Below are 19,720 nucleotides of genomic sequence, written 5' to 3'. Positions count from 1 at the left end.
ATGTTTAAAAAGCCTTCCGGCTTTTTCCATAACGGGAAAGACGGAAGGCTTTTTTATCGGTTTATCTCCGGGGCTGGCCGCAGGATGTATTATCTGCCGAAATAACGGTCCAGCTCCTTCATAAAGGTTTCGGGGATTTCACGTTTAAATGGAATGACCGGAATATTTCCAAGGCTTTCTGCGATATGTCCCAGAAGCCTTGCGCTCCGCTCCAGGGACCAGGGGGAGATATAGTCCACGATATCGTGGCGGGTATGCATCCCGAAGCCGTCGCGGTTTAAAGTCATGGCCGGTACGCCGTTCCAGGCAAAGGTGTTGGAGTCGCTGCCCCAGATGGCATTTCTTGTGACCATTCCGATGCCTGTTTCATGGGCCATATATTCAATCATGGAGCAGATGGAGGGATCGCCGGTGACGCCAATGACGGTTCCTCCCACCAGCTGTCCGGCCAGATCCACATTCATATTGAAACAGTGTTGCTTCAGCTCCTCTTTATGGACCTCCGTATAGTTCCGGCTGCCTAAAAGTCCCTTTTCCTCGGCTCCGAACCAGATGAACTCCAGGGTACGGCGGGGTGTATGGGCCTTAAAGTACCGGCACAGCTCCAGGATGATGGCGCAGGCGGCCATGTTGTCGTAGGCTCCGGGGCCCTGGGGAACAGAGTCGTAGTGCGCAGTCAAGGTCAGGATCTCATCCGGGACCTCCGTTCCCTGGATCCGCGCGATCACGTTGTGGGAAACGGCTTTTTCTGGCTCCTGCAGTAAGGTCAGCCGGGCGCGGCAGGCTCCGGCCTCTACCAGCTCCATGGCATCCCGGTGATGGATCACCAGCCCCTGGATGGGAGTCTCTTCCATTTTGGGTACTCCCCGTGTATAGAGGAGACGGTCCGGGCCTTCGTCGATGGGAGTTCCGGTGATGGAGAGGAAGGCGGCAGCTCCTGCATGGACCAGCTTCTTATACATATCTTTATTGACAGGGGTGTTTACCAGGACGATCTTTCCTTTTGCCTGGGAAAGATTAATATCATCGCCGTTTTCCGCGTACAGGAACGGGGCCTCGATCCCATCCGCCGGAGTGCTGCCGCAGCGGCCGTATCCAGCCACTGTATATGTTTTTTCAAAGGGTTTCGTTACAGTGAATTCAGCTTTAAGGATCCTCCATGTATCGATCTCAAATTCTTCCAGGCGGCTGTCCACGCCAAAGCTCTTAAGCTCCCTCTGGATCTCCAGGGCGGCCTTTTCTTCACCATCGGTTCCGGCTTCCCGGATATAATCAAACTGTTTCATAAATTCCAGCTGGCGTTTTCCGCAGATCATATTATATTCCATACTCTGGCTCCTTTTATCTGTATTTTCGATACCAGGGTCAGAAGGTCAAAAATCCTTTTGCCCCACATCTGTTTTCTTCCATTATACCCGATTTGGGAAAAAAGGCAAGCCTGGGGCGCCGCAGATCCTGGGAGGGTCAGAATGGCCTGCGGCTGATGCGATGACAGATGTTTCATGATTGTAGTTTACATAATATTATTATGTAAACTATCGTGCAAAAAAATACATGTAAAACTAACTTGACATTTTTGAATTTCTGATTTATAGTACAAATGTAAAGCAAACATTACATATTTATCACGAAGGGATGAGGTGCACATGAGAAACCGGATCCAGGAGCTGCGGAAGGAGAGGAAGATCCGCCAGGAGGACCTGGCGGAAGCGGTGGGAGTCACCAGGCAGACCATCATTTCCCTGGAAAATGGAAAATATAATGCCTCCCTGGTGCTGGCCCACAAGCTGGCCAGATATTTTTCCTGTACCATTGAAGACATTTTTTTATTTGACGAGGAGGAATAGCACATGAAGCTGAAAGCATTATTTATGGAAGAACCGGTGGATTTTGAAAAAAGGTGCAGGCTGCGGATCCTGGTGGGAAAGACTGCGGCGGTGCTGGGTCTTCTTTCAGTGGCGGCCGCATGGTTTTATGGAAATTCTGGGACTGTGGCTGGAGACAGCTTTATCCAGGAATTTTATACCTGGATCGGGATCGGCTTTATGGCCGGAGGGGCTGCATCCGTCTGGAAGAACCGGAGATATCTGAAGGATGAGGCAGCGTTAAAGAAGAGAAGGGTGGAGGAGTGTGATGAGAGAAACCGGCTCCTGGGACTCAGGAGCTGGGCGTATTCCGGATATGCCATGTTCCTCCTCCTGTATCTGGGATTTCTGGCCAGCGGCTTTTTTGACCGGACGGTCATGTATGTACTGGCCGCTGTCCTTGCCGCCCAGGCAGCATTGCTTCTGGTCTTCCGGCTGGCGCTGGGAAGGGTGATGTAATGTTCTTCCGGTTTTTTAGGGTCAATGGAAATTTTGTGCTTGTGGCGGAACGGTTCATATGATAAGATAAGAATAAATCTATGAAAGAGTTTTTATTATTTCCGGGAGGTGGGGTGGAATGCCGAAGGTCGCATATTCGGAAGAGGACAGGCAGCGGATCAGGAGCGAGCTGGTGAAGACTGGGCTTGAACTGATGTCCAGACAGGGGATCCAGCATACGACTGTGGAACAGATCTATAAAAAAGTCGGCATTTCACGCACATTCTTTTATTCCTTCTTTCCGGCCAAGGAGGATCTGATCGTCGAGGCCCTGTACCTGCAGCAGCCGAGGGTCCTTGAATACGCGCGGAAGCTGATGAACGATCCTGGCCTGAGCTGGCGGGATGGGGTCAGGCAATTCCTCCATGACTGCTGTTATGGAGAAAAAAAGGGGATCGCCGTATTGACGATCGAGGAGCAGCAGCAGATTTTTAAGCGGCTCTCCGGGGAGAACTGCCAGATCTTCCGCGAGAAACAGCGCCGTCTTTTTGGACAGATCCTGGAATGCTTTGGGATTGTCTCCAGTACAGAACGGATCAGCCTGTTTACGAATCTGAGCCTGACGGCCATGGTCATACGAAGGGCAGTCCCCCATACGCTTCCGTTTTTTGTCCCCGAAGCGATGGATGAGACGATCACGTTTCAGATCGAAGCCATTACAGACGCCCTGGAGGCTATGAAAAACAGTTCTTTAATATAAGGAGAGAAGTCTGACGACCCGTTTGGATACGGTGTTCCGGCGTGATATCCAGACGGGTCTTCTCTTAAATAAAATAAAAACAAAATATAAATCGTATTCTTATTTAAGCGTGAGAGGGAATCTTGTTTATGGCGCTGCGGACAGATCCGGCAGCTTCATATAAAACATCTGAATTCAGGAGGAAAATAGTATGGGATTTTTCAGCAAGCTGTTTAAGGGACCGGAGATCGACATGGAAAAGAGCAGGAGGAATGCAGAAAAGATGCGCCTTCTCTTTAACCAGGAAGTAGAAAACGGAGATACTTACCGGCTGATCTTTGGGTATACGGAGGATGTAAGCCGGTTCAATTACGGATTCGTCCATGGAAGCCGGACAAAGATCGGGAATCTGATCGTCGGCTGGAACGAGGACAGCCAGACCATCGCAGTAGTTCCCACAGTACCGGATCTTTCCGGCTGCGGCACTCCGGTCTTTTACCGCCGGTCAGAGATCCTTAAGGCCTACCGGAATAAATATCCGACGGATGCATTCATCATTTATCCGGATAAGAAAGGGTATATCGGCATCAACGCTTACGACTGGCTGGAGGATGAGAAGCTGTATGTGTATGTGGAGCAGGCGGAGGAGCTGGCTGCCTTCACAGAGTTCTTTATGAGCCGGTTTGCGGGGAAGGATGGGAAAAAATAAGCGGTTATAATTTTTTTGTGTGTCAAGAAAAAACCCTTGACAGCTCCCGTGTTTTATAGTATCATATGCGAGGTGACCTGATATGGAAAAAATTGTGGAACAGGGCCTGCTGTATGATTTCTATGGAGAGCTCCTGACGGACCACCAGCGGCACATATACGAGGACGTGGTCTTTAACGATATGTCTTTGAGCGAGATCGCCGAGGAACAGGGGATCAGCCGCCAGGGAGTTCACGATCTCATCAAACGGTGCGACCGGATCCTGGCCGGTTATGAGGAAAAGCTCAGAATGGTGGAAAAGTTCAACCAGACGAAGCGGATGGTAGAAGAGATCAAAACGCTGGCCGGTACGTATAAGAAAAACGGCGATATGAGCCTGATCGACAGGATCGAAGCGATCTCTGAGGAGATCGGACAGCTGTGACCATAAAGGGAGAGGTTAAATGGCATTTGAAAGCTTAGCCGATAAATTGCAGAATGTCTTTAAAAACTTAAGAGGCAAAGGGCGTTTAACCGAAGCCGATGTAAAGACCGCACTGAAGGAAGTGAAAATGGCGCTTCTGGAGGCGGATGTAAGTTTTAAAGTCGTAAAACAGTTCATCAGTTCTGTACAGGAACGGGCAGTGGGACAGGATGTTCTTACAAGCCTGACTCCGGGACAGATGGTGATAAAGATCGTAAACGAGGAGCTTGTGAAACTTATGGGCTCCGAGACCACTGAGATCGCCTTAAAGCCCCAGAATGAGATCACTGTGATCATGATGATCGGTCTCCAGGGCGCCGGTAAGACGACCACCACCGCAAAGCTGGCGGGAAAATTCAAGGCCAAAGGAAGGAATCCCCTGCTGGCGGCCTGCGATATCTACCGCCCGGCAGCCATTAAGCAGCTGCAGGTCAACGGTGAAAAGGTGGGTGTTCCCGTATTCTCCATGGGAGAGAACAATTCTCCGGTGAATATCGCAAAAGCGGCAGTGGAGCACGCAAAAAAGGAAGGCTGTAACCTGGTATTCCTGGATACGGCCGGACGGCTTCAGATCGATGAGGCCATGATGGAGGAGCTTGTCCAGATCAAGGAAGCGGTCCATGTGGATCAGACCATTCTTGTGGTCGATGCCATGACGGGCCAGGACGCAGTCAATGTGGCCGGAAGCTTCAATGATAAGATCGGTGTGGACGGCGTGATCCTCACAAAGCTGGACGGCGATACCAGAGGCGGCGCGGCGCTTTCGATCCGCTCTGTCACAGGCCGCCCCATCCTGTATGTGGGTATGGGAGAAAAGCTTTCCGACCTGGAACAGTTTTATCCCGACCGGATGGCTTCCAGGATCCTGGGAATGGGCGATATCCTTTCCCTGATCGAAAAAGCCGAGTTTGAGGTGAGCGAAGAGAAGGCAAAGGAAATGAGCCAGAAGCTCCGCAAAGCCGAATTTGATTTCAACGATTTCCTGGATCAGATGAACCAGATCAAAAAGATGGGCGGTATGGGCAGCATCCTGAATATGATGCCCGGAATGTCCCAGCTGAAGGGAAATGTTGATATAGACGAGAAATCCATGGACCGTGTGGAGGCTATTATCCTTTCTATGACAAAGGAGGAGCGCGCCAACCCGTCGATCTTAAATCCTTCCAGGAAGCAGAGGATCGCCAGGGGAGCAGGCGTGGAGGTGGCCGAGGTCAACCGGATCGTCAAGCAGTTTGAACAGTCCAAAAAGCTGATGAAGCAGCTTCCCGGTATGATGGGCGGCAGGCGCAAAGGCGGGCTGGGAGGACTTTCGGGCATGATGGGCAAATTCAAGATGCCGTTTTAGCCCGCAGAAACGACAGCAGATGCATTTTATGCATGGCTTATAAAAACTTTTTTAAATAATCATGGAGGTAAAAGTACAATGGCAGTAAAGATGAGATTAAGAAGAATGGGTCAGAAGAAGGCTCCTTTTTATAGAGTCGTAGTTGCAGATTCCCGCTCCCCGAGAGATGGAAGATTCATCGAAGAGGTTGGTATCTACGATCCCAACACTGAGCCCAGCACCATCAAATTCAATGAGGAAGCAGCTAAGAAGTGGTTAGCAACAGGCGCACAGCCGACTGAGACCGTTGGCAAGCTCTTAAAGGCAGCCGGCATCACCCAGTAATGTGAGGTGTTTTCATGAAGGAACTGGTTGAAGTTATCGCCAAAGCACTGGTTGATAATCCAGACGAGGTTGTGGTTACAGAATCTGAGAACGACGACGAATTAGTCATCGAGCTCAAGGTTGCTCCTTCTGACATGGGAAAGGTCATCGGCAAGCAGGGAAGGATCGCAAAGGCCATCCGCTCCGTTGTCAAGGCCGCGTCTTCCAGACTGGAAAAGAAGGTTATGGTTGAGATTCAGTAACGTTCATAAAAGACTGCGGTCAGAGAAATTTGATCACAGTCTTTTTTGTACGGCTGCGGACTGCGCGCCAGGGACATGGGTCGCTGTGCGCCGGTTCCGCTTTTGAAAGGATGGAACAATGGAAAATCTGCTTCGTGTCGGTGTGATCACATCGGCTCACGGTGTCCGGGGAGAAGTGAAGGTATTCCCTACCACGGACGATAACAGCCGTTTCAAGACATTAAAACACGTCCTCATGGACACAGGAAAAGAAAAAATACCCCTGGAGATCGAGCATGTGAAATTTTTTAAAAACATGGTCATTTTAAAATTCAAGGGGTTTGACAATAAGAATGACGTGGAGATGTGGCGTCAAAGGGATCTTCTGATCACCAGGGACCAGGCAGTGGAGCTTGCGCCGGACGAAAACTTCATTGCTGACCTCATTGGCCTTACAGCCGTAACAGATGAAGGGGTGGTCCTGGGTACTCTTACGGATGTGCTCCAGACCGGGGCCAACGACGTGTACTGCGTAAAAATGGAGAACGGAAAGGAGCTTCTCCTGCCGGCCATTAAAGACTGCATCTTAAACGTGGATCTGGAAAAGCAGGAGATGCTGGTCCATGTGCTGGACGGCCTCCTGGATCTGTAATGGAGGAAGACCATGAATTTTCATGTAATGACATTATTTCCGGAAATGGTCATGAACGGGTTAAATACCAGCATCCTGGGACGGGCCGCCTCCAACGGGCTTCTGTCCTTTGAGGCCATCAATATCCGCGATTACACCCTGGAGCGCCACGGAAAGGTGGACGACTACCCTTACGGCGGAGGAGCTGGAATGGTCATGCAGGCGGAGCCCATTTACCGCGCCTATACGGCACTCTGCGACCGCATCGGCCACAGGCCCCGGGTGGTTTACATGACGCCCCAGGGACGGACCTTTACCCAGAAGATCGCCGAGGAGCTGGCAAAGGAAGAAGAGCTTGTTTTTCTCTGCGGCCATTATGAGGGCGTGGATGAGCGGGTCCTGGAAATGATCGCCACCGATTATCTTTCTGCGGGGGATTATGTGCTCACCGGCGGCGAGCTGCCGGCCATGATGATGATCGACTGTATTTCCAGGCTGGTGCCCGGCGTTTTAAATAACGACGTTTCGGCGGAGTTTGAATCCTTCCACGATAATCTCCTGGAATATCCCCAGTACAGCCGTCCCGAGGAATTTATGGGAAGAAAGGTGCCGGAGATCCTTCTTTCTGGCCATCATGCCAATATTGAAAAATGGAGGCGGGAGCAGTCCATTATCCGGACCCTGGAACGGAGGCCGGAGCTTTTGGAGGAAGCGGTGCTCTCCAAAAAGGAAAAGCTCTTCCTGGAGGAGCTTTTGAGAAAAAAGGCGGAAAACCAGGAAGAAGATACGATTTAGTCCTTGCAATTTGGACAGACATATGCTATAATCATAAACCGTGAAATAAGAGATGGTCCGCTGCCGCGTACTGATACTCATACCGCGGGTAAGAACATCGAATACTTTAAGGAGGTTCATGAATATGAACGAAATTATCAAGAATATCGAAGCCGCCCAGTTAAAGGAAACTGTACCGAGCTTCAACGTAGGTGACACTGTAAGAGTATCTGCTAAGATCCGCGAGGGCAACCGCGAGAGAATCCAGGTGTTCGAGGGAACTGTTATCAAGAGACAGAACGGCGGAGTAAGAGAGACCTTCACTGTCAGAAAGAATTCCAACGGCATCGGCGTTGAAAAGACCTGGCCGCTTCATTCTCCGTCTGTTGAGAATATCGAAGTTGTAAGAAGAGGTAAAGTACGCCGTGCAAAACTGAACTACTTAAGAACAAGAGTAGGTAAGGCTGCTAAGGTTAAAGAGTTAGTAAAATAATTTGTAACTGGCAGAATGAGGGGAACAATGAAAATTGTCCCCCTCTTTTTTCAATATTCCGGAGGTGCTTTTGTGGAATTTTACCAGGAAAAGGATGAGAACCGGCTCCATTCGGTGGTCAACTGGATCGTGGACATCGCGGTGGTCATCGCCTTCGCCTGCTATCTGGTCTATGGCTTTGGAGGCCGGATCGAGGTAAACGGCGGCTCCATGAAGCCGGCACTGGACTCCGGCGACGTGGTTTTAGTAAACCGGCTGGCGTATGCCCTGGGAAGTCCCAGGCGGTTTGATATCGCTGTGTTTTCCCAGGGAGATCAGGCTTTTAATATGAAGCGGATCATTGGCCTTCCGGGTGAAACGGTACAGATCAGGGAAAACCGGGTCTATATCAACGGAGAGCCTCTGGAAGCGGAGGAGGCGCTGGACGCGGCCTCCATCGCCGGGCTGGCGGAATATCCCATGGAGCTTTCCGAGGATGAATATTTTCTCCTGGGAGACAACAGGGAATCCAGTGAGGACAGCCGTTTTCCCAGCATCGGGAACGTAAAAAGGGACCAGCTGATCGGGAAGGTATGGTTCAGGATCCAGCCGTTTTCCCAGTTCGGGCCGGTCAGTCTGAAAGGAGAAGAAGGATGAACATACAGTGGTATCCGGGCCATATGACAAAGGCCAAAAGGGCCATGCAGGAGGATATTAAGCTGATCGATCTGATCATCGAGCTGGTGGATGCCAGAGCGCCTTTATCCAGCCGGAATCCGGACATCGACGATCTGGGCCGGGGGAAGGCGCGGATGGTGCTGCTCAATAAGGCGGATCTGGCCAGTGAGGCCGGAAATGCTGCCTGGACCCGGTATTTTGAAGCCAAGGGTTTCCAGGTGATGAAGATTGACGCCCGCCAGAAGGCTTCCTTAAAGCAGATCCATAGTGTGATCCAGGAGGCATGTAAGGAAAAGATCGAGCGGGACCGGAGGCGCGGGATCTTAAACCGGCCGGTGCGGGCCATGGTGGCAGGGATCCCCAACGTGGGAAAATCCACGTTTATCAACAGTTTTGCCGGAAAGGCAGCGGCTAAAACAGGAAATAAGCCGGGCGTTACCAAGGGAAATCAGTGGATCCGTCTGAATAAGCAGGTGGAGCTTCTGGATACGCCAGGGATCCTGTGGCCAAAATTTGAGGACCAGTCCGTGGGCCTTAAGCTGGCGTTTTTGGGATCCATCAACGACGAGATCCTTAATAAGGACGAGCTGGCAGCAGAGCTCTGCGCATTTTTACTGAAGGCATATCCGGGGCTTCTGGCGGAGCGGTACGGGATCCCGGAGGACCGGTCTCCCCACGAGCTTCTGGAGCAGATCGCCATTGCCAGGTCCTGCCTCTTAAAGGGCGGCGGCTATGATGTCCCCAGGGCAGCAAGGCTTTTGCTGGAGGACTTCCGCAGCGGAAAGCTGGGGCGGATCACACTGGAATTTCCGGAGTAAAGGAAGGCGTATATGGCAAGAACACTGACAGGAGAACGGCTGGAGAAGGAGCTTTTACGGCTGGAGGCCATGAAGGCATACGAAAAGGAGAATAAGGACTGCGCCCTGATCTGCGGGATCGACGAGGCAGGAAGAGGGCCGCTGGCGGGACCGGTGGCCGCCGGGGCGGTGATCCTTCCCAGGGACTGCACCATCCTGTATCTCAACGATTCAAAGAAGCTGTCGGAAAAGCGGCGGGAGGAGCTGTTCCTGGAGATAAAGGAAAAGGCCCTGGCGTGGAATGTGGCGGTGGTCTCCCCGGCCAGGATCGATGAGATCAACATCCTCCAGGCCACCTATGAGGCCATGCGGGCGGCCATCGGCGGCCTTTCCCAGATGCCGGACCTGCTTTTAAACGATGCGGTCACCATTCCGGGAATGGAGATCCCGCAGATCCCCATTGTCAAGGGAGACGCCAAAAGCGTATCCATAGCCGCGGCCAGCATCCTGGCCAAGGTCACCAGGGACCATCTGATGGCGGAGTATGACAAGCTGTATCCCGGGTATGGATTTGCAAAGCATAAGGGCTACGGAACTGCGGCCCATATTGCAGCCTTAAGGGAACTGGGTCCGTCGCCCATCCACCGGAGGACCTTTATTAAAAATTTCGTGTAGCTTCGGAAAGGAGCCTTTGTGGGACAGAATAAGCGGATGGAAGGAAGCCGGTATGAGCAGCTGGCGGCCCGGTATCTGGAACAGAAAGGGATGGATGTCCTGGAACTGAATTACCGGTGCCGCACCGGCGAGATCGACATCATTGCCAGGGACGGCGGATATCTGGTCTTTGTGGAGGTCAAATACAGGAAAACGAAAAGGGCCGGATATGCGCTGGAGGCCATCGACAGCCGGAAGGCCGGACAGGTGCGCCGGGTGGCGGCTGTCTATCTTTATGAGCACGGATTTCCGGAGTCTGCGGCCTGCCGGTTTGACGCGGTGGGGATCGACGGAGAGCAGATCACACATTTAAAAAATGCGTTTTAGACGGGAGAGATATACATGTATGACTGGAAAAGAAAGGGAGACGGCGGTCTTATAAAGGAAGTCACAAGGGATGGAGTCACGTGGCTTTCCTTCCCGGCCCTGGAAGAAACAGGGCTTGTGGCCCACGCCTTCTCCACCCGTATGGGCGGTGTGAGCAAAGGGTGCTATTCCACCATGAATTTTTCTTTTACCCGGGGAGACGATCCGGAGGCGGTACGGGAAAATTACAGGCGTATGGCAAAGGCCCTGGGCGTGGATGAGACACGCATGGTCCTGACGTGGCAGACCCACACCATCAACGTGCGGACCGTGACCCCGGAGGACGAGGGAAAGGGGATCGTAAAGGAACGGGATTACCGGGATGTGGACGGACTGATCACAGACCGGACCGGCGTGACGCTGGTGACATTTTTTGCCGACTGCGTGCCGCTGTATTTTCTGGACCGGAAAAGAAGGGCCATCGGTCTGGCCCATTCGGGCTGGAGAGGGACCGTAAACCGCATGGGCCAGGCGGTCCTGTCGGCCATGGAAAAGGAGTACGGCACGGATCCGGCTGATGTGACGGCCTGTATCGGCCCCAGCATCTGCCAGGACTGCTATGAAGTGGGAGAGGAAGTGATCGCTGAATTTGCGGCGGCCTTCCGGGAAGAGCACCACCCGGCGCTTTTCTACAAAAAAGAGAATGGAAAATACCAGCTGGATCTCTGGGAGGCCAACCGGATCGTTCTCCGGGAAGCGGGCGTGCCGGAGACAGGGATCTCTGTGACGGATATCTGTACCCACTGCAATCCAGAGCTTTTGTTTTCCCACCGGACATCGGCAGACCGGCGGGGAAATCTCTGTGCCTTCCTCTGCTTAAAGGAAGAAGGCAGATAGCAGGCCCGGGCTTTGCAAAAAATGACATTTAACGAAAAACCTTCTAGTGTATTATTTTCTCCAGAGACCATAATAGGAGTGTACCAAGAAAACGCCGGAAAAAACAAGGCCGGCAAATACACTCAAAAGGAGGGTTTTATATGTCCAGTACAAACAATTCTTCCAATCGTATGGTAGTACCGGAGGCCAAGGAGGCCATGGACAAGTTTAAGATGGAGGTGGCCTCTGAGTTAGGAGTGCCGCTGACCAATGGCTACAATGGAAACCTGACCTCTTACCAGAACGGCAGCGTAGGCGGCCACATGGTGCGTAAGATGATCGAGGAACAGGAGAAGAGGATGACAGGCAAATAAAAGCTGCTTGAATCTGACTAAAAAGGCCTTTCCGTCTGGATCGATTCCAGGGAAAGGCCTTTTTCCTTATGGTTCCTCTGCTGTCAGTGTCCATCTTCCACCTCCTTTAAAGCGGGATTTTGCAGGTTTCACAGATTCTGCGGAAAAACTGCTTGTATATCGCCTTCATTGCGATTATAATTGTGAAGATACTGGAAACAGAAGGGGATGCGGCAGCATGAGCGTTCCGGTCTCTGGTCCGGAAAAGAAACGACCGCATCGAGAGGTGGCATATGAGAGTGATCGCAGGCAGCGCCAGACGGCTGCTTTTGAAGACTGTGGAGGGAATGGACACCCGGCCCACCACAGACCGTATAAAGGAAACCTTATTTAATATGATCCAGAACGACCTTTACGGCCGTTCCTTTCTGGATCTGTTTGCCGGAAGCGGGGCCATCGGCATCGAGGCTTTAAGCCGCGGGGCATCGGAGGCTGTATTCATCGACAATGGGATCCGCCAGGTATCCTGTATCCGGGACAATCTGAAGACCACAAAGCTGGAATCCGGAGCAAAGGTGTTAAATTGCGGCGTGCTGGAGGGACTTTCCCGTCTTGGCCGGGACCATGGTGCCTTTGATTTTATATTTATGGATCCGCCCTATGGCTGTGATCTGGAACGCCAGGTACTGGAGGCCTTACAGGATTCGCCTCTGGCTGACGGGGACACGGTCCTTATTGCGGAGGCTTCCCTGGATACAGATTTTTCCTGGGCAGAGTCCCTGGGCTATGAGATCAGCCGTACCAAGGTATATAAGACAAACAAACATGTATTTTTTAAAAAGAGGGAAAATTGAGATGAAAAAAGCCATTTATCCGGGAAGCTTTGACCCGGTGACTCTGGGACATCTGGATGTGATCCGCCGGGCGTCCCAGCTGTTCGACCACCTGGTGATCGCAGTTTTGCATAACAGTGCGAAAACTCCATTGTTTTCCGTGGAAGAACGTGTTAAGATGTTAGAAGAAGCGACAAAGGACATTCCCAACGTGGAGGTGAAGGCCTTCGGCGGCCTTACGGTGGAGTTTGCCAGGGAATGCGGGGCCAACGCCCTGGTCCGGGGGCTTCGTGCGATCACGGATTTTGAATACGAGCTGCAGATCGCCCAGCTGAACCGGGTGATCGCTCCGGATATCGATACCGTATTTCTGACCACCAATTTAAAATATGCGTATCTGAGCTCCAGCTCTGTCAAGGAGGTGGCGGCTTACGGCGGTGATATTTCCAATTTTGTGACAGCCGGGGTGGCAGAAGAGGTACATAAGAAATTTCAGAATAAGATCAGGGGAAAGGAATAAGGAAGCAATATGAGCAGAATCGAACAGTTAATCGGAGAAATTGAAGAATATATTGACAGCTGCAAGTTCCAGCCGCTGTCCACCACCAAGATCATCGTAAATAAGGAGGAGCTGGACGAGCTCCTGGTGGAGCTGCGTCTCAGGATCCCCGATGAGATCAAGCAGTACCAGAAGATCATCAGCAACCAGGAGGCGATCCTTTCCGATGCCCACACCCGGGCAGATGCCCTTCTGGCGGAAGCCACAGCCCAGACCAATGAGCTGGTCAACGAGCATGAGATCATGCAGAAGGCGTACGCCCATGCCAATGAGGTGATCGAGCAGGCCCAGGCCCAGGCCCAGGCCATCATCGACAGCGCCGTCAACGACGCCAACAATATCCGTCAGGGCTCCATCCAGTATACGGACGATATGTTAAAGAGCCTTCAGAATATCATCAATCATTCCATGGAAGGAGCCCAGGGCCGGTTTGACGCTTTTATGAGCTCCATGAGGTCCAGCTACGACATCGTTTCCTCCAACCGGAAGGAGCTGTCCGGCGGGATCATCACAGAAAAAGAAGAGGAGCCGTCTGCACCGGAGGCCTAGACTTCCGGAAGGATCAGCCCAGTACGCCCAGGAGCCGGAAGATGACGGCGGCCAGGGCGCTGTGAAGAAGCTTCCAGAGAATATATTGCCGGATGGATAATCCGGCAATTTTTTTATCTTCTGTACGGCCCCCTCGATCCTTTGGGCTGCTGCCGCCATCGTCTGTACGGCTCTTTTTTTCCTCTGGCCATCCGGAGGCAGTCACGGCCCGGGTCTGGAAGATGCCGCATATACCGCCGAAAGCCAGGATGGCAGCGGCGGCGGTTCCGGAGTCCGGGAAGGGAAGGGAGGCGGACACTTCCCGGACTCCGGTGGTCATCTCCATGGCGCCCATAAGGAAGATCCGGAGAGAGGCGGGGAGCCACAGTGCGCGGCGTAAAAATACGATCACGATGGAAAACAGCATCAGGTAGCCGCCGATGCGGCAGAGGATCTCTGCTGCCGCCAGGATCGCCGTATCCAGGGCCGGAGCTTTCTGGATCTGCGGCCGGGAGCCGTTGGACGCGGGAGCCGGTAAGCCAGGAAAATAGATCCTCTTTGCCAGGGCAGCCAGAGGAAGGAGCGGCAGATAAATGGAAAGAAGAAGGCGGGAGGGATGCATTCCGGCCTCAAAAAGCGGGCAGACAAAGCCCAGCAGGAACATGGGGCTTGGATGATTGCATATGGCCATGAGGAAGCGGCCCTCCTGGACGGAAAGCTTCCCCTCCCGGACAAAATCCCCGCAGGTCTTTGCCCCCATGGGGCAGCCGCAGAGGAGACCGGAAATGAGGGTGTAGCAGCCGTTTTCTGAAAGGGGAAGCCAGGGACCTAAGAAAGCCCGGACGGGCTTCATCAGCAGAGAGACGCCGCCGGAGGATACGATGAGGCTGGAGAGCACCATAAAGGGAAACAGGGACGGGACCACAGACGTATACCATAAAAGAAGGCCGTACCTGGCCCCCTCGGCCGCAAAGCGGGGATAAAGCAGAAGAAACACCATGAGAATGGCAAGACCGACGGATTTTTTCATAAGCACCCGAATACCTTTTGTTGATACATCTTATGAAAAGGGGCTTCCCCATATGAAACTTCTGGTCCTGGCGCTGCTCATTCTGTATGATTCCATGCTGATCTTTCAGCTGGAGCATGTAAAGGCTCTGGATACCATGGTCCCCTATGCCTGGGAAAGCGGGGACTTCCGGGCCATGCGCCTGGGAAGGGACGCGGCGGAACGGCCTTTCCTGGATTATGAGGAGCTTGCCATGGCTATGCTCACGGAAAATTTTGATCTGACGGGAAAGAAGCTCTCCGGGGAGCCTCTTTTTTTCCCGGTCCGGCGTCAGAAGGAATTTGAGCGGCTTTCCGACGCGTACCGCATGGTGTTTGCAGACCTTTCCTGCTTTCCCGTCCCGGAAAGCGCCGGAGGGGATGTCATGGACGTGGTTTATGAAAACGGCTGGATGGAGGAACGGTCCTTTGACGGACCCAGGACCCATGAGGGGTGCGATCTCATGGCTGGGGCTCCGGAGGCGGGGCTCTATCCGGTGGTGTCCATGACGGACGGAGTGGTGGAGCAGGCCGGATGGCTGAAAAAGGGCGGCTGGCGCATCGGGATCCGGGCTCCGGCTGGCGCATATCTGTACTACGCCCACCTGGACTCCTATGGAAAGACCCTGGACGGCCGGGAGTGGAGGCCGGGGGACACAGTCCATGCCGGAGAGCTTCTGGGCTATATGGGGGATTCCGGCTACGGAGAGCCTGGGACCACCGGCCAGTTTCCAGTCCACCTCCACCTGGGGATCTACATCCGGACGGAGCATCATGACGAGCTTTCTGTGAATCCCTACTGGATCTTAAGATATTTGGAGAAGTATCGTACCCGGGCTTCCTACTGACCTGGCAGGAGGAAACGGTTGTACTTTTCCCTGGATTTTGATATAGTATGGAATAAGGCATTGGGGACGGAAAATATCCGTCCTCGGATATCCTGGATATGAGCATGGAACAGGGGGAAACGCATGGATAAGGAGCTGCGTCTGGATAAATTCCTGGCCGACATGGGAAAGGGCACCCGGAGCGCCCTTAAGGAGGCCGTAAGAAAGGGCCGGGTCCGGGTCAATGGAGAAGTCATAAAAAAAGCGGATATAAAGGTAAGGATCCCTGGGGATACGGTGACCTTAGACGGCGAGGAGGTCGCCTACGCTGTTATGGAGTATTATATGCTCAACAAGCCCCAGGGCGTGGTCTCCGCCACAGAGGATAAAAAATATCCCACGGTCCTGGATCTGATCGCGGATAAAAAAAGGAAGGACCTGTTTCCGGTGGGACGGCTAGACCTGGATACAGAGGGTCTTCTCCTCATCACCAATGACGGAGACCTGGCCCACCGGCTCCTGTCGCCCAAAAAGCATGTGGACAAGGTATATTATGCCCGCTGCCGCGGAACGGTGAGAGAAGGGGCCGCGGAGGAGTTTGCCAGGGGGATCCATCTTCCCGACGGGCTTTTATGCCTTCCGGCAGAGCTGACGGTCCTGTCCTACGACCGCATACAGGACGAGTCCGAGATCCGCCTGCGGATCCGGGAGGGGAAATTCCATCAGGTAAAGCGGATGATGGAGGCCGTCGGCTGCCCGGTGCTTTTTTTAAAGCGCCTGTCCATGGGGCCGCTGGTCCTGGATGAGACTCTGAAGCCGGGGGAATACCGTCCCCTTACGGATACAGAACGGGAGTGGTTGGAACAGCTATGATAAAAGATTTTCTGAAAAATAAAAAAGCCGTCCTTTTTGACCTGGACGGGACCCTGGTGGATTCCATGTGGATGTGGCCCCAGATCGACGTGGAGTTCCTGGGACGCTTTGGCTATGACTGCCCCGGGGATCTGGAGCGGGCTGTGGAGGGCATGAGCTTTTCAGAGACGGCCGCTTATTTTAAGGAGAGGTTTTCCCTTCCCATGACCCTGGAGGAGATCAAGGAGTGCTGGAGCCAGATGGCCATGGACAAATACCGGACCCAGGTCCCCTTAAAGCCCGGCGCCCTGGAGTTCCTCCGTTACTGTAAGGACCAGGGGATCGCCACAGGCATCGCCACCAGCAATGGACGGCCTATTGTCGACGCAGTCATCGAGGCTCTGCAGATCGGAGAGTATTTCCAGGAGGTGGCCACCGCCTGCGAGGTGGAAAAGGGAAAGCCGGAGCCGGATATTTATCTGGAGGTGGCGAGACGCCTCCAAGTGGCTCCGGAGGACTGTCTTGTCTTTGAGGATGTTCCGGCGGGGATCCTGGCGGGCAAACGGGCCGGGATGACGGTGTTAGCCGTGGAGGATGATTTTTCCCGGGAGCTTTCCGGGGAAAAGAAGGCCCTGGCCGACGGATACATTTGTGATTATTCGGAATTATTATAAAGGAGAAACAATGATGCACGATTTTCTTCCGATGTCCAGGGAGGATATGGAAAAACGGGGCTGGGACCAGTGTGATTTCGTTTATGTATGCGGCGACGCCTATGTGGATCACCCGTCCTTCGGCCACGCCATCATAAGCCGGCTCCTGGAAGCCCATGGCTACCGGGTGGGGATCATTTCCCAGCCGGACTGGAAAAATAAGGACAGCATAACGGTCCTGGGAGAGCCAAGGCTGGGCTTCCTGGTGACGGCCGGAAACATGGATTCCATGGTGAACCACTATTCTGTGTCCAAAAGAAGAAGGGAAAAGGATTCCTATACGCCCGGCGGCGTCATGGGAAAACGGCCCGATTACGCCACGGTGGTCTACTGCAATCTGATCCGGTCCGTCTATAAGAAGGCTCCCATTATCATCGGCGGGATCGAGGCCAGCCTGCGCCGCCTGGCCCATTACGATTACTGGTCCGGAAAGGTGAAGCATTCCATCCTGGTGGATTCCCAGGCGGATCTTATTTCCTACGGTATGGGGGAACGGTCCATTGTGGAGATCGCAGACTCCTTGGCTTCGGGGATCGATATTAAGGATATTACCTTTATCGACGGCACCGTCTATAAGACCGACCGGCGGGAGGCCGTTTATGATGCAGTCTGGCTGCCGTCCTACGACCAGGTGAAGGAAAATAAGCGCACCTATGCGGAGAGCTTTTTTACCCAGTACCAGAACACCGATGCGTTTTCTGGAAAACGTCTCTGCGAGCCGTATACGGACCATCTCTATGTGGTCCAGAATTCTCCGGCAAAGCCCCTTTCCACTCTGGAAATGGACGACGTGTACGCCCTTCCCTATATGCGGGCACCCCATCCGTCCTATGAGGCCCTGGGAGGCGTTCCGGCCATCAGTGAGGTGAAGTTCAGCCTCATCAGTAACCGGGGCTGCTTTGGCGGCTGCAGCTTCTGCGCCCTGACCTTCCACCAGGGGCGGATCGTCCAGGTCAGGAGCCATGAATCCATTCTGGAGGAGGCAAGGCTTTTGACGGAGGAGCCGGATTTCAAGGGCTATATCCACGATGTGGGAGGCCCCACGGCCAATTTCCGGTTCCCGGCCTGCGAAAAGCAGATGACAAAGGGAGCCTGCCCCGGAAAGCAGTGCCTGTTCCCGAAGCCCTGTAAAAATCTGGTGGCAGACCATGGAGACTACATCGCGCTTCTTAGAAAGCTGAGGGCCCTTCCCAAGGTAAAGAAGGTGTTCATCCGCTCCGGCATCCGCTTCGATTACGTCCTGGCGGATAAAAAGAAGGATTTCTTAAGAGAACTCTGCATGTACCACGTCAGCGGCCAGCTGAAGGTGGCTCCGGAGCACGTGGCGGACCCGGTCCTTAAGCGCATGGGAAAGCCGGAAAATGCTGTATACAGGCAGTTTGCCAAAGAATATGCGGCCATGAATGAAAAACTGGGGCTTAAGCAGTATCTGGTGCCCTATCTCATGTCCTCCCATCCTGGCTCCACCTTAAAGGAAGCGGTGGAGCTGGCAGAGCACCTCAGGGATCTGGGTTATATGCCGGAGCAGGTCCAGGATTTCTACCCCACGCCGTCCACCATCTCCACCTGTATGTATTACACAGGCCTGGATCCCAGGACCATGGAGGAGGTGTACGTTCCAGTGAATCCCCACGAAAAGGCCATGCAGAGGGCGCTGATCCAGTACCGGAACCCGAAAAATTACGAGCTGGTCCGGGAGGCCCTCATAAAGGCCGGGAGAGAGGATCTGATCGGCTATGACAGAAGGTGCCTCATACGGCCCCGGGGAGGAGAACGAAGGACCGCCGGAGAGGGCGGAGGAAAACGGATGGAGGGCGGGGGCAGCCGGGCTTCCGGAAAAAAGAAGACCATCCGCAATATCCATAAATCTGGAAAAGGAAAGAAGGGAGAGCGATGAAGATCGCCATTGTCACGGGGGCTTCCTCTGGAATGGGGAGGGAAATGGTGTTCCGTCTGGCAGACCGGTACGGAGGCTTCCAGGAGATCTGGGTCGTTGGAAGAAGAAAGGAGCGGCTGGACGCACTGGACGGGAAGGTCCCGGTGAAGCTTCGGAAGTTCCCCCTGGATCTGACAAAAAAGGAGGACCTGGAGATTCTGGCCGCAGCCCTGGCTGAAAAAAAGCCGGAGGTGAGATTTCTGGTAAATGCCGCGGGCTTTGGGATCACAGGGCCTGTGGGAAGCTTCCCAGAGGAAGAAGCCGCCTCCATGGTGCAGTTAAACTGCGAGGGCCTGACAGCTGTGACGGAGCTGGTCCTTCCTTATATCCCGGACAACAGCCGGATCCTCCAGTTTGCTTCGGCCGCGGCCTTTATGCCCCAGCCGGGATTCGCCGTCTATGCGGCCACCAAGGCCTATGTCTTAAGTTACAGCCGGGCGCTGGGAGAGGAGCTGAGGCGGAGAAGGATCTTTGTCACCGCCGTGTGCCCCGGCCCTGTGGATACGGAGTTTTTTGGGAAGGCCTTAAACGGAAAGCCCATGGATCCCTTTAAGCGGCTGTTCATGGCCAGGACGAACTATGTGGTGGACCGGGCGTTTTCCGACTGCCTGAAGGGAAAACCGGTGTCCGTGCCGGGACTTTCCATGAAGGCGTTTTATGTGCTGTGCCGCATCTGCCCCCACAGCCTTTTAATGAAATTTCTTACATGGAAATAAGAGG

The 19,720-nt window shown here is 53.5% G+C and carries 27 protein-coding genes; 25 read left to right on the top strand and 2 right to left on the bottom strand.

Features of this window, described 5'->3' with window-relative positions; translation table 11 throughout:
* Positions 1–89: 89 nt before the first annotated feature.
* On the bottom strand, positions 90–1,328 hold the full coding sequence (locus WIH05_RS05060; RefSeq protein WP_022274572.1) for a M20/M25/M40 family metallo-hydrolase: 1,239 nt from the start codon (positions 1,326–1,328) through the stop codon (positions 90–92).
* Positions 1,329–1,646: 318 nt separating this feature from the next.
* Here WIH05_RS05060 and WIH05_RS05055 point away from each other — a divergent pair, with 318 nt between their 5' ends.
* The 20 genes from WIH05_RS05055 (at position 1,647) to WIH05_RS04960 (ending at position 13,646) form a co-directional block, all read left to right on the top strand.
* A complete protein-coding gene (locus WIH05_RS05055) occupies positions 1,647–1,847 on the top strand; it encodes a helix-turn-helix transcriptional regulator (protein WP_022274571.1) in 201 nt (66 codons plus the stop codon).
* Between the two features lie 3 nt (positions 1,848–1,850).
* Positions 1,851–2,324 carry a hypothetical protein gene (locus WIH05_RS05050; RefSeq protein ID WP_022274570.1) on the top strand — a complete coding sequence of 158 codons (474 nt, stop codon included), beginning with the start codon at positions 1,851–1,853 and terminating at the stop codon, positions 2,322–2,324.
* Positions 2,325–2,442: 118 nt separating this feature from the next.
* Positions 2,443–3,063, top strand: a complete 621-nt coding sequence (locus WIH05_RS05045) for a TetR/AcrR family transcriptional regulator (RefSeq protein WP_022274569.1) — start codon at positions 2,443–2,445, stop codon at positions 3,061–3,063.
* A 190-nt stretch (positions 3,064–3,253) separates the two neighbouring features.
* On the top strand, positions 3,254–3,751 hold the full coding sequence (locus WIH05_RS05040; RefSeq protein ID WP_022274568.1) for a hypothetical protein: 498 nt from the start codon (positions 3,254–3,256) through the stop codon (positions 3,749–3,751).
* Between the two features lie 82 nt (positions 3,752–3,833).
* Complete coding sequence (gene ylxM / locus WIH05_RS05035) at positions 3,834–4,175, top strand: YlxM family DNA-binding protein (protein WP_022274567.1); 342 nt, start codon at positions 3,834–3,836, stop codon at positions 4,173–4,175.
* A 19-nt stretch (positions 4,176–4,194) separates the two neighbouring features.
* A complete protein-coding gene (gene ffh / locus WIH05_RS05030) occupies positions 4,195–5,559 on the top strand; it encodes a signal recognition particle protein (RefSeq protein ID WP_022274566.1) in 1,365 nt (454 codons plus the stop codon).
* A 78-nt stretch (positions 5,560–5,637) separates the two neighbouring features.
* Positions 5,638–5,883 carry a 30S ribosomal protein S16 gene (gene rpsP / locus WIH05_RS05025; protein WP_022274565.1) on the top strand — a complete coding sequence of 82 codons (246 nt, stop codon included), beginning with the start codon at positions 5,638–5,640 and terminating at the stop codon, positions 5,881–5,883.
* Between the two features lie 14 nt (positions 5,884–5,897).
* Complete coding sequence (locus WIH05_RS05020) at positions 5,898–6,125, top strand: KH domain-containing protein (protein ID WP_022274564.1); 228 nt, start codon at positions 5,898–5,900, stop codon at positions 6,123–6,125.
* A gap of 118 nt (positions 6,126–6,243) precedes the next feature.
* On the top strand, positions 6,244–6,756 hold the full coding sequence (gene rimM, locus WIH05_RS05015; protein ID WP_022274563.1) for a ribosome maturation factor RimM: 513 nt from the start codon (positions 6,244–6,246) through the stop codon (positions 6,754–6,756).
* A gap of 12 nt (positions 6,757–6,768) precedes the next feature.
* Positions 6,769–7,530: a tRNA (guanosine(37)-N1)-methyltransferase TrmD gene (gene trmD, locus WIH05_RS05010; protein WP_022274562.1), complete on the top strand. Its 762-nt coding sequence runs from the start codon at positions 6,769–6,771 to the stop codon at positions 7,528–7,530.
* A 124-nt stretch (positions 7,531–7,654) separates the two neighbouring features.
* Positions 7,655–8,002: a 50S ribosomal protein L19 gene (gene rplS / locus WIH05_RS05005; RefSeq protein ID WP_022274561.1), complete on the top strand. Its 348-nt coding sequence runs from the start codon at positions 7,655–7,657 to the stop codon at positions 8,000–8,002.
* A gap of 72 nt (positions 8,003–8,074) precedes the next feature.
* Positions 8,075–8,638, top strand: coding sequence for a signal peptidase I (lepB, locus tag WIH05_RS05000; RefSeq protein WP_337425062.1), 564 nt, complete (start codon positions 8,075–8,077; stop codon positions 8,636–8,638).
* Positions 8,635–9,477 carry a ribosome biogenesis GTPase YlqF gene (gene ylqF, locus WIH05_RS04995; protein ID WP_022274559.1) on the top strand — a complete coding sequence of 281 codons (843 nt, stop codon included), beginning with the start codon at positions 8,635–8,637 and terminating at the stop codon, positions 9,475–9,477. Before lepB ends, ylqF begins: the two co-directional genes overlap by 4 nt.
* A gap of 12 nt (positions 9,478–9,489) precedes the next feature.
* Complete coding sequence (locus WIH05_RS04990) at positions 9,490–10,131, top strand: ribonuclease HII (RefSeq protein WP_022274558.1); 642 nt, start codon at positions 9,490–9,492, stop codon at positions 10,129–10,131.
* 36 nt (positions 10,132–10,167) lie between these two features.
* On the top strand, positions 10,168–10,497 hold the full coding sequence (locus tag WIH05_RS04985; protein ID WP_158360297.1) for a YraN family protein: 330 nt from the start codon (positions 10,168–10,170) through the stop codon (positions 10,495–10,497).
* A gap of 15 nt (positions 10,498–10,512) precedes the next feature.
* Entirely contained in the window at positions 10,513–11,373 is an 861-nt protein-coding gene (pgeF, locus tag WIH05_RS04980; protein WP_022274556.1) for a peptidoglycan editing factor PgeF, read from the top strand.
* A gap of 140 nt (positions 11,374–11,513) precedes the next feature.
* Complete coding sequence (locus tag WIH05_RS04975; protein WP_022274555.1) at positions 11,514–11,726, top strand: alpha/beta-type small acid-soluble spore protein; 213 nt, start codon at positions 11,514–11,516, stop codon at positions 11,724–11,726.
* Between the two features lie 272 nt (positions 11,727–11,998).
* On the top strand, positions 11,999–12,559 hold the full coding sequence (gene rsmD / locus WIH05_RS04970) for a 16S rRNA (guanine(966)-N(2))-methyltransferase RsmD (RefSeq protein ID WP_022274554.1): 561 nt from the start codon (positions 11,999–12,001) through the stop codon (positions 12,557–12,559).
* Between the two features lies 1 nt (position 12,560).
* Positions 12,561–13,058: a pantetheine-phosphate adenylyltransferase gene (gene coaD / locus WIH05_RS04965; protein ID WP_022274553.1), complete on the top strand. Its 498-nt coding sequence runs from the start codon at positions 12,561–12,563 to the stop codon at positions 13,056–13,058.
* Between the two features lie 9 nt (positions 13,059–13,067).
* Positions 13,068–13,646 carry a hypothetical protein gene (locus tag WIH05_RS04960; protein WP_022274552.1) on the top strand — a complete coding sequence of 193 codons (579 nt, stop codon included), beginning with the start codon at positions 13,068–13,070 and terminating at the stop codon, positions 13,644–13,646.
* 13 nt (positions 13,647–13,659) lie between these two features.
* On the opposite strand, the gene WIH05_RS04955 is transcribed toward WIH05_RS04960, so the two are convergent.
* Positions 13,660–14,655: a nucleoside recognition protein gene (locus tag WIH05_RS04955; protein ID WP_337425061.1), complete on the bottom strand. Its 996-nt coding sequence runs from the start codon at positions 14,653–14,655 to the stop codon at positions 13,660–13,662.
* A gap of 52 nt (positions 14,656–14,707) precedes the next feature.
* Between WIH05_RS04955 and WIH05_RS04950 the strand changes: the two genes are divergently transcribed.
* The 5 genes from WIH05_RS04950 to WIH05_RS04930 all read left to right on the top strand — a co-directional run bounded on the left by WIH05_RS04950 (position 14,708) and on the right by WIH05_RS04930 (position 19,716).
* Positions 14,708–15,520 carry a M23 family metallopeptidase gene (locus tag WIH05_RS04950; RefSeq protein ID WP_022274550.1) on the top strand — a complete coding sequence of 271 codons (813 nt, stop codon included), beginning with the start codon at positions 14,708–14,710 and terminating at the stop codon, positions 15,518–15,520.
* Positions 15,521–15,643: 123 nt separating this feature from the next.
* On the top strand, positions 15,644–16,372 hold the full coding sequence (locus WIH05_RS04945; protein ID WP_022274549.1) for a pseudouridine synthase: 729 nt from the start codon (positions 15,644–15,646) through the stop codon (positions 16,370–16,372).
* The gene (locus WIH05_RS04940; RefSeq protein ID WP_022274548.1) at positions 16,369–17,025 is read left to right on the top strand and encodes an HAD family phosphatase; all 657 of its coding nucleotides are present in this window, start codon (positions 16,369–16,371) and stop codon (positions 17,023–17,025) included. Before WIH05_RS04945 ends, WIH05_RS04940 begins: the two co-directional genes overlap by 4 nt.
* A gap of 10 nt (positions 17,026–17,035) precedes the next feature.
* On the top strand, positions 17,036–18,961 hold the full coding sequence (locus tag WIH05_RS04935) for a YgiQ family radical SAM protein (RefSeq protein WP_337425060.1): 1,926 nt from the start codon (positions 17,036–17,038) through the stop codon (positions 18,959–18,961).
* Complete coding sequence (locus WIH05_RS04930; protein WP_022274546.1) at positions 18,958–19,716, top strand: SDR family NAD(P)-dependent oxidoreductase; 759 nt, start codon at positions 18,958–18,960, stop codon at positions 19,714–19,716. The genes WIH05_RS04935 and WIH05_RS04930 overlap by 4 nt, the downstream gene beginning before the upstream one ends.
* Positions 19,717–19,720: the final 4 nt, after the last annotated feature.

The sequence above is a fragment of the Alitiscatomonas sp. genome, from assembly GCF_037242085.1.
GTDB lineage: Bacteria > Bacillota > Clostridia > Lachnospirales > Lachnospiraceae > Alitiscatomonas > Alitiscatomonas aceti.
This window is presented reverse-complemented; position numbering and strand designations above follow the sequence as displayed.

Bases quoted from the DNA above. Each gene is read 5' to 3' on its own strand.
- WIH05_RS04990 (WP_022274558.1), top strand. From the start codon at position 9,490: ATGGCAAGAACACTGACAGGAGAACGGCTGGAGAAGGAGCTTTTACGG.
- rpsP (WP_022274565.1), top strand. From the start codon at position 5,638: ATGGCAGTAAAGATGAGATTAAGAAGAATGGGTCAGAAGAAGGCTCCT.
- trmD (WP_022274562.1), top strand. From the start codon at position 6,769: ATGAATTTTCATGTAATGACATTATTTCCGGAAATGGTCATGAACGGG.
- WIH05_RS04985 (WP_158360297.1), top strand. From the start codon at position 10,168: ATGGAAGGAAGCCGGTATGAGCAGCTGGCGGCCCGGTATCTGGAACAG.
- WIH05_RS05020 (WP_022274564.1), top strand. From the start codon at position 5,898: ATGAAGGAACTGGTTGAAGTTATCGCCAAAGCACTGGTTGATAATCCA.
- WIH05_RS05045 (WP_022274569.1), top strand. From the start codon at position 2,443: ATGCCGAAGGTCGCATATTCGGAAGAGGACAGGCAGCGGATCAGGAGC.
- coaD (WP_022274553.1), top strand. From the start codon at position 12,561: ATGAAAAAAGCCATTTATCCGGGAAGCTTTGACCCGGTGACTCTGGGA.
- WIH05_RS05040 (WP_022274568.1), top strand. From the start codon at position 3,254: ATGGGATTTTTCAGCAAGCTGTTTAAGGGACCGGAGATCGACATGGAA.
- WIH05_RS04975 (WP_022274555.1), top strand. From the start codon at position 11,514: ATGTCCAGTACAAACAATTCTTCCAATCGTATGGTAGTACCGGAGGCC.
- rplS (WP_022274561.1), top strand. From the start codon at position 7,655: ATGAACGAAATTATCAAGAATATCGAAGCCGCCCAGTTAAAGGAAACT.
- WIH05_RS04935 (WP_337425060.1), top strand. From the start codon at position 17,036: ATGATGCACGATTTTCTTCCGATGTCCAGGGAGGATATGGAAAAACGG.
- ffh (WP_022274566.1), top strand. From the start codon at position 4,195: ATGGCATTTGAAAGCTTAGCCGATAAATTGCAGAATGTCTTTAAAAAC.
- WIH05_RS04960 (WP_022274552.1), top strand. From the start codon at position 13,068: ATGAGCAGAATCGAACAGTTAATCGGAGAAATTGAAGAATATATTGAC.
- pgeF (WP_022274556.1), top strand. From the start codon at position 10,513: ATGTATGACTGGAAAAGAAAGGGAGACGGCGGTCTTATAAAGGAAGTC.
- WIH05_RS05055 (WP_022274571.1), top strand. From the start codon at position 1,647: ATGAGAAACCGGATCCAGGAGCTGCGGAAGGAGAGGAAGATCCGCCAG.
- ylxM (WP_022274567.1), top strand. From the start codon at position 3,834: ATGGAAAAAATTGTGGAACAGGGCCTGCTGTATGATTTCTATGGAGAG.
- ylqF (WP_022274559.1), top strand. From the start codon at position 8,635: ATGAACATACAGTGGTATCCGGGCCATATGACAAAGGCCAAAAGGGCC.
- WIH05_RS04955 (WP_337425061.1), bottom strand. From the start codon at position 14,655: ATGAAAAAATCCGTCGGTCTTGCCATTCTCATGGTGTTTCTTCTGCTT.
- WIH05_RS05050 (WP_022274570.1), top strand. From the start codon at position 1,851: ATGAAGCTGAAAGCATTATTTATGGAAGAACCGGTGGATTTTGAAAAA.
- WIH05_RS05060 (WP_022274572.1), bottom strand. From the start codon at position 1,328: ATGGAATATAATATGATCTGCGGAAAACGCCAGCTGGAATTTATGAAA.
- WIH05_RS04940 (WP_022274548.1), top strand. From the start codon at position 16,369: ATGATAAAAGATTTTCTGAAAAATAAAAAAGCCGTCCTTTTTGACCTG.
- WIH05_RS04930 (WP_022274546.1), top strand. From the start codon at position 18,958: ATGAAGATCGCCATTGTCACGGGGGCTTCCTCTGGAATGGGGAGGGAA.
- rimM (WP_022274563.1), top strand. From the start codon at position 6,244: ATGGAAAATCTGCTTCGTGTCGGTGTGATCACATCGGCTCACGGTGTC.
- WIH05_RS04945 (WP_022274549.1), top strand. From the start codon at position 15,644: ATGGATAAGGAGCTGCGTCTGGATAAATTCCTGGCCGACATGGGAAAG.
- rsmD (WP_022274554.1), top strand. From the start codon at position 11,999: ATGAGAGTGATCGCAGGCAGCGCCAGACGGCTGCTTTTGAAGACTGTG.
- WIH05_RS04950 (WP_022274550.1), top strand. From the start codon at position 14,708: ATGAAACTTCTGGTCCTGGCGCTGCTCATTCTGTATGATTCCATGCTG.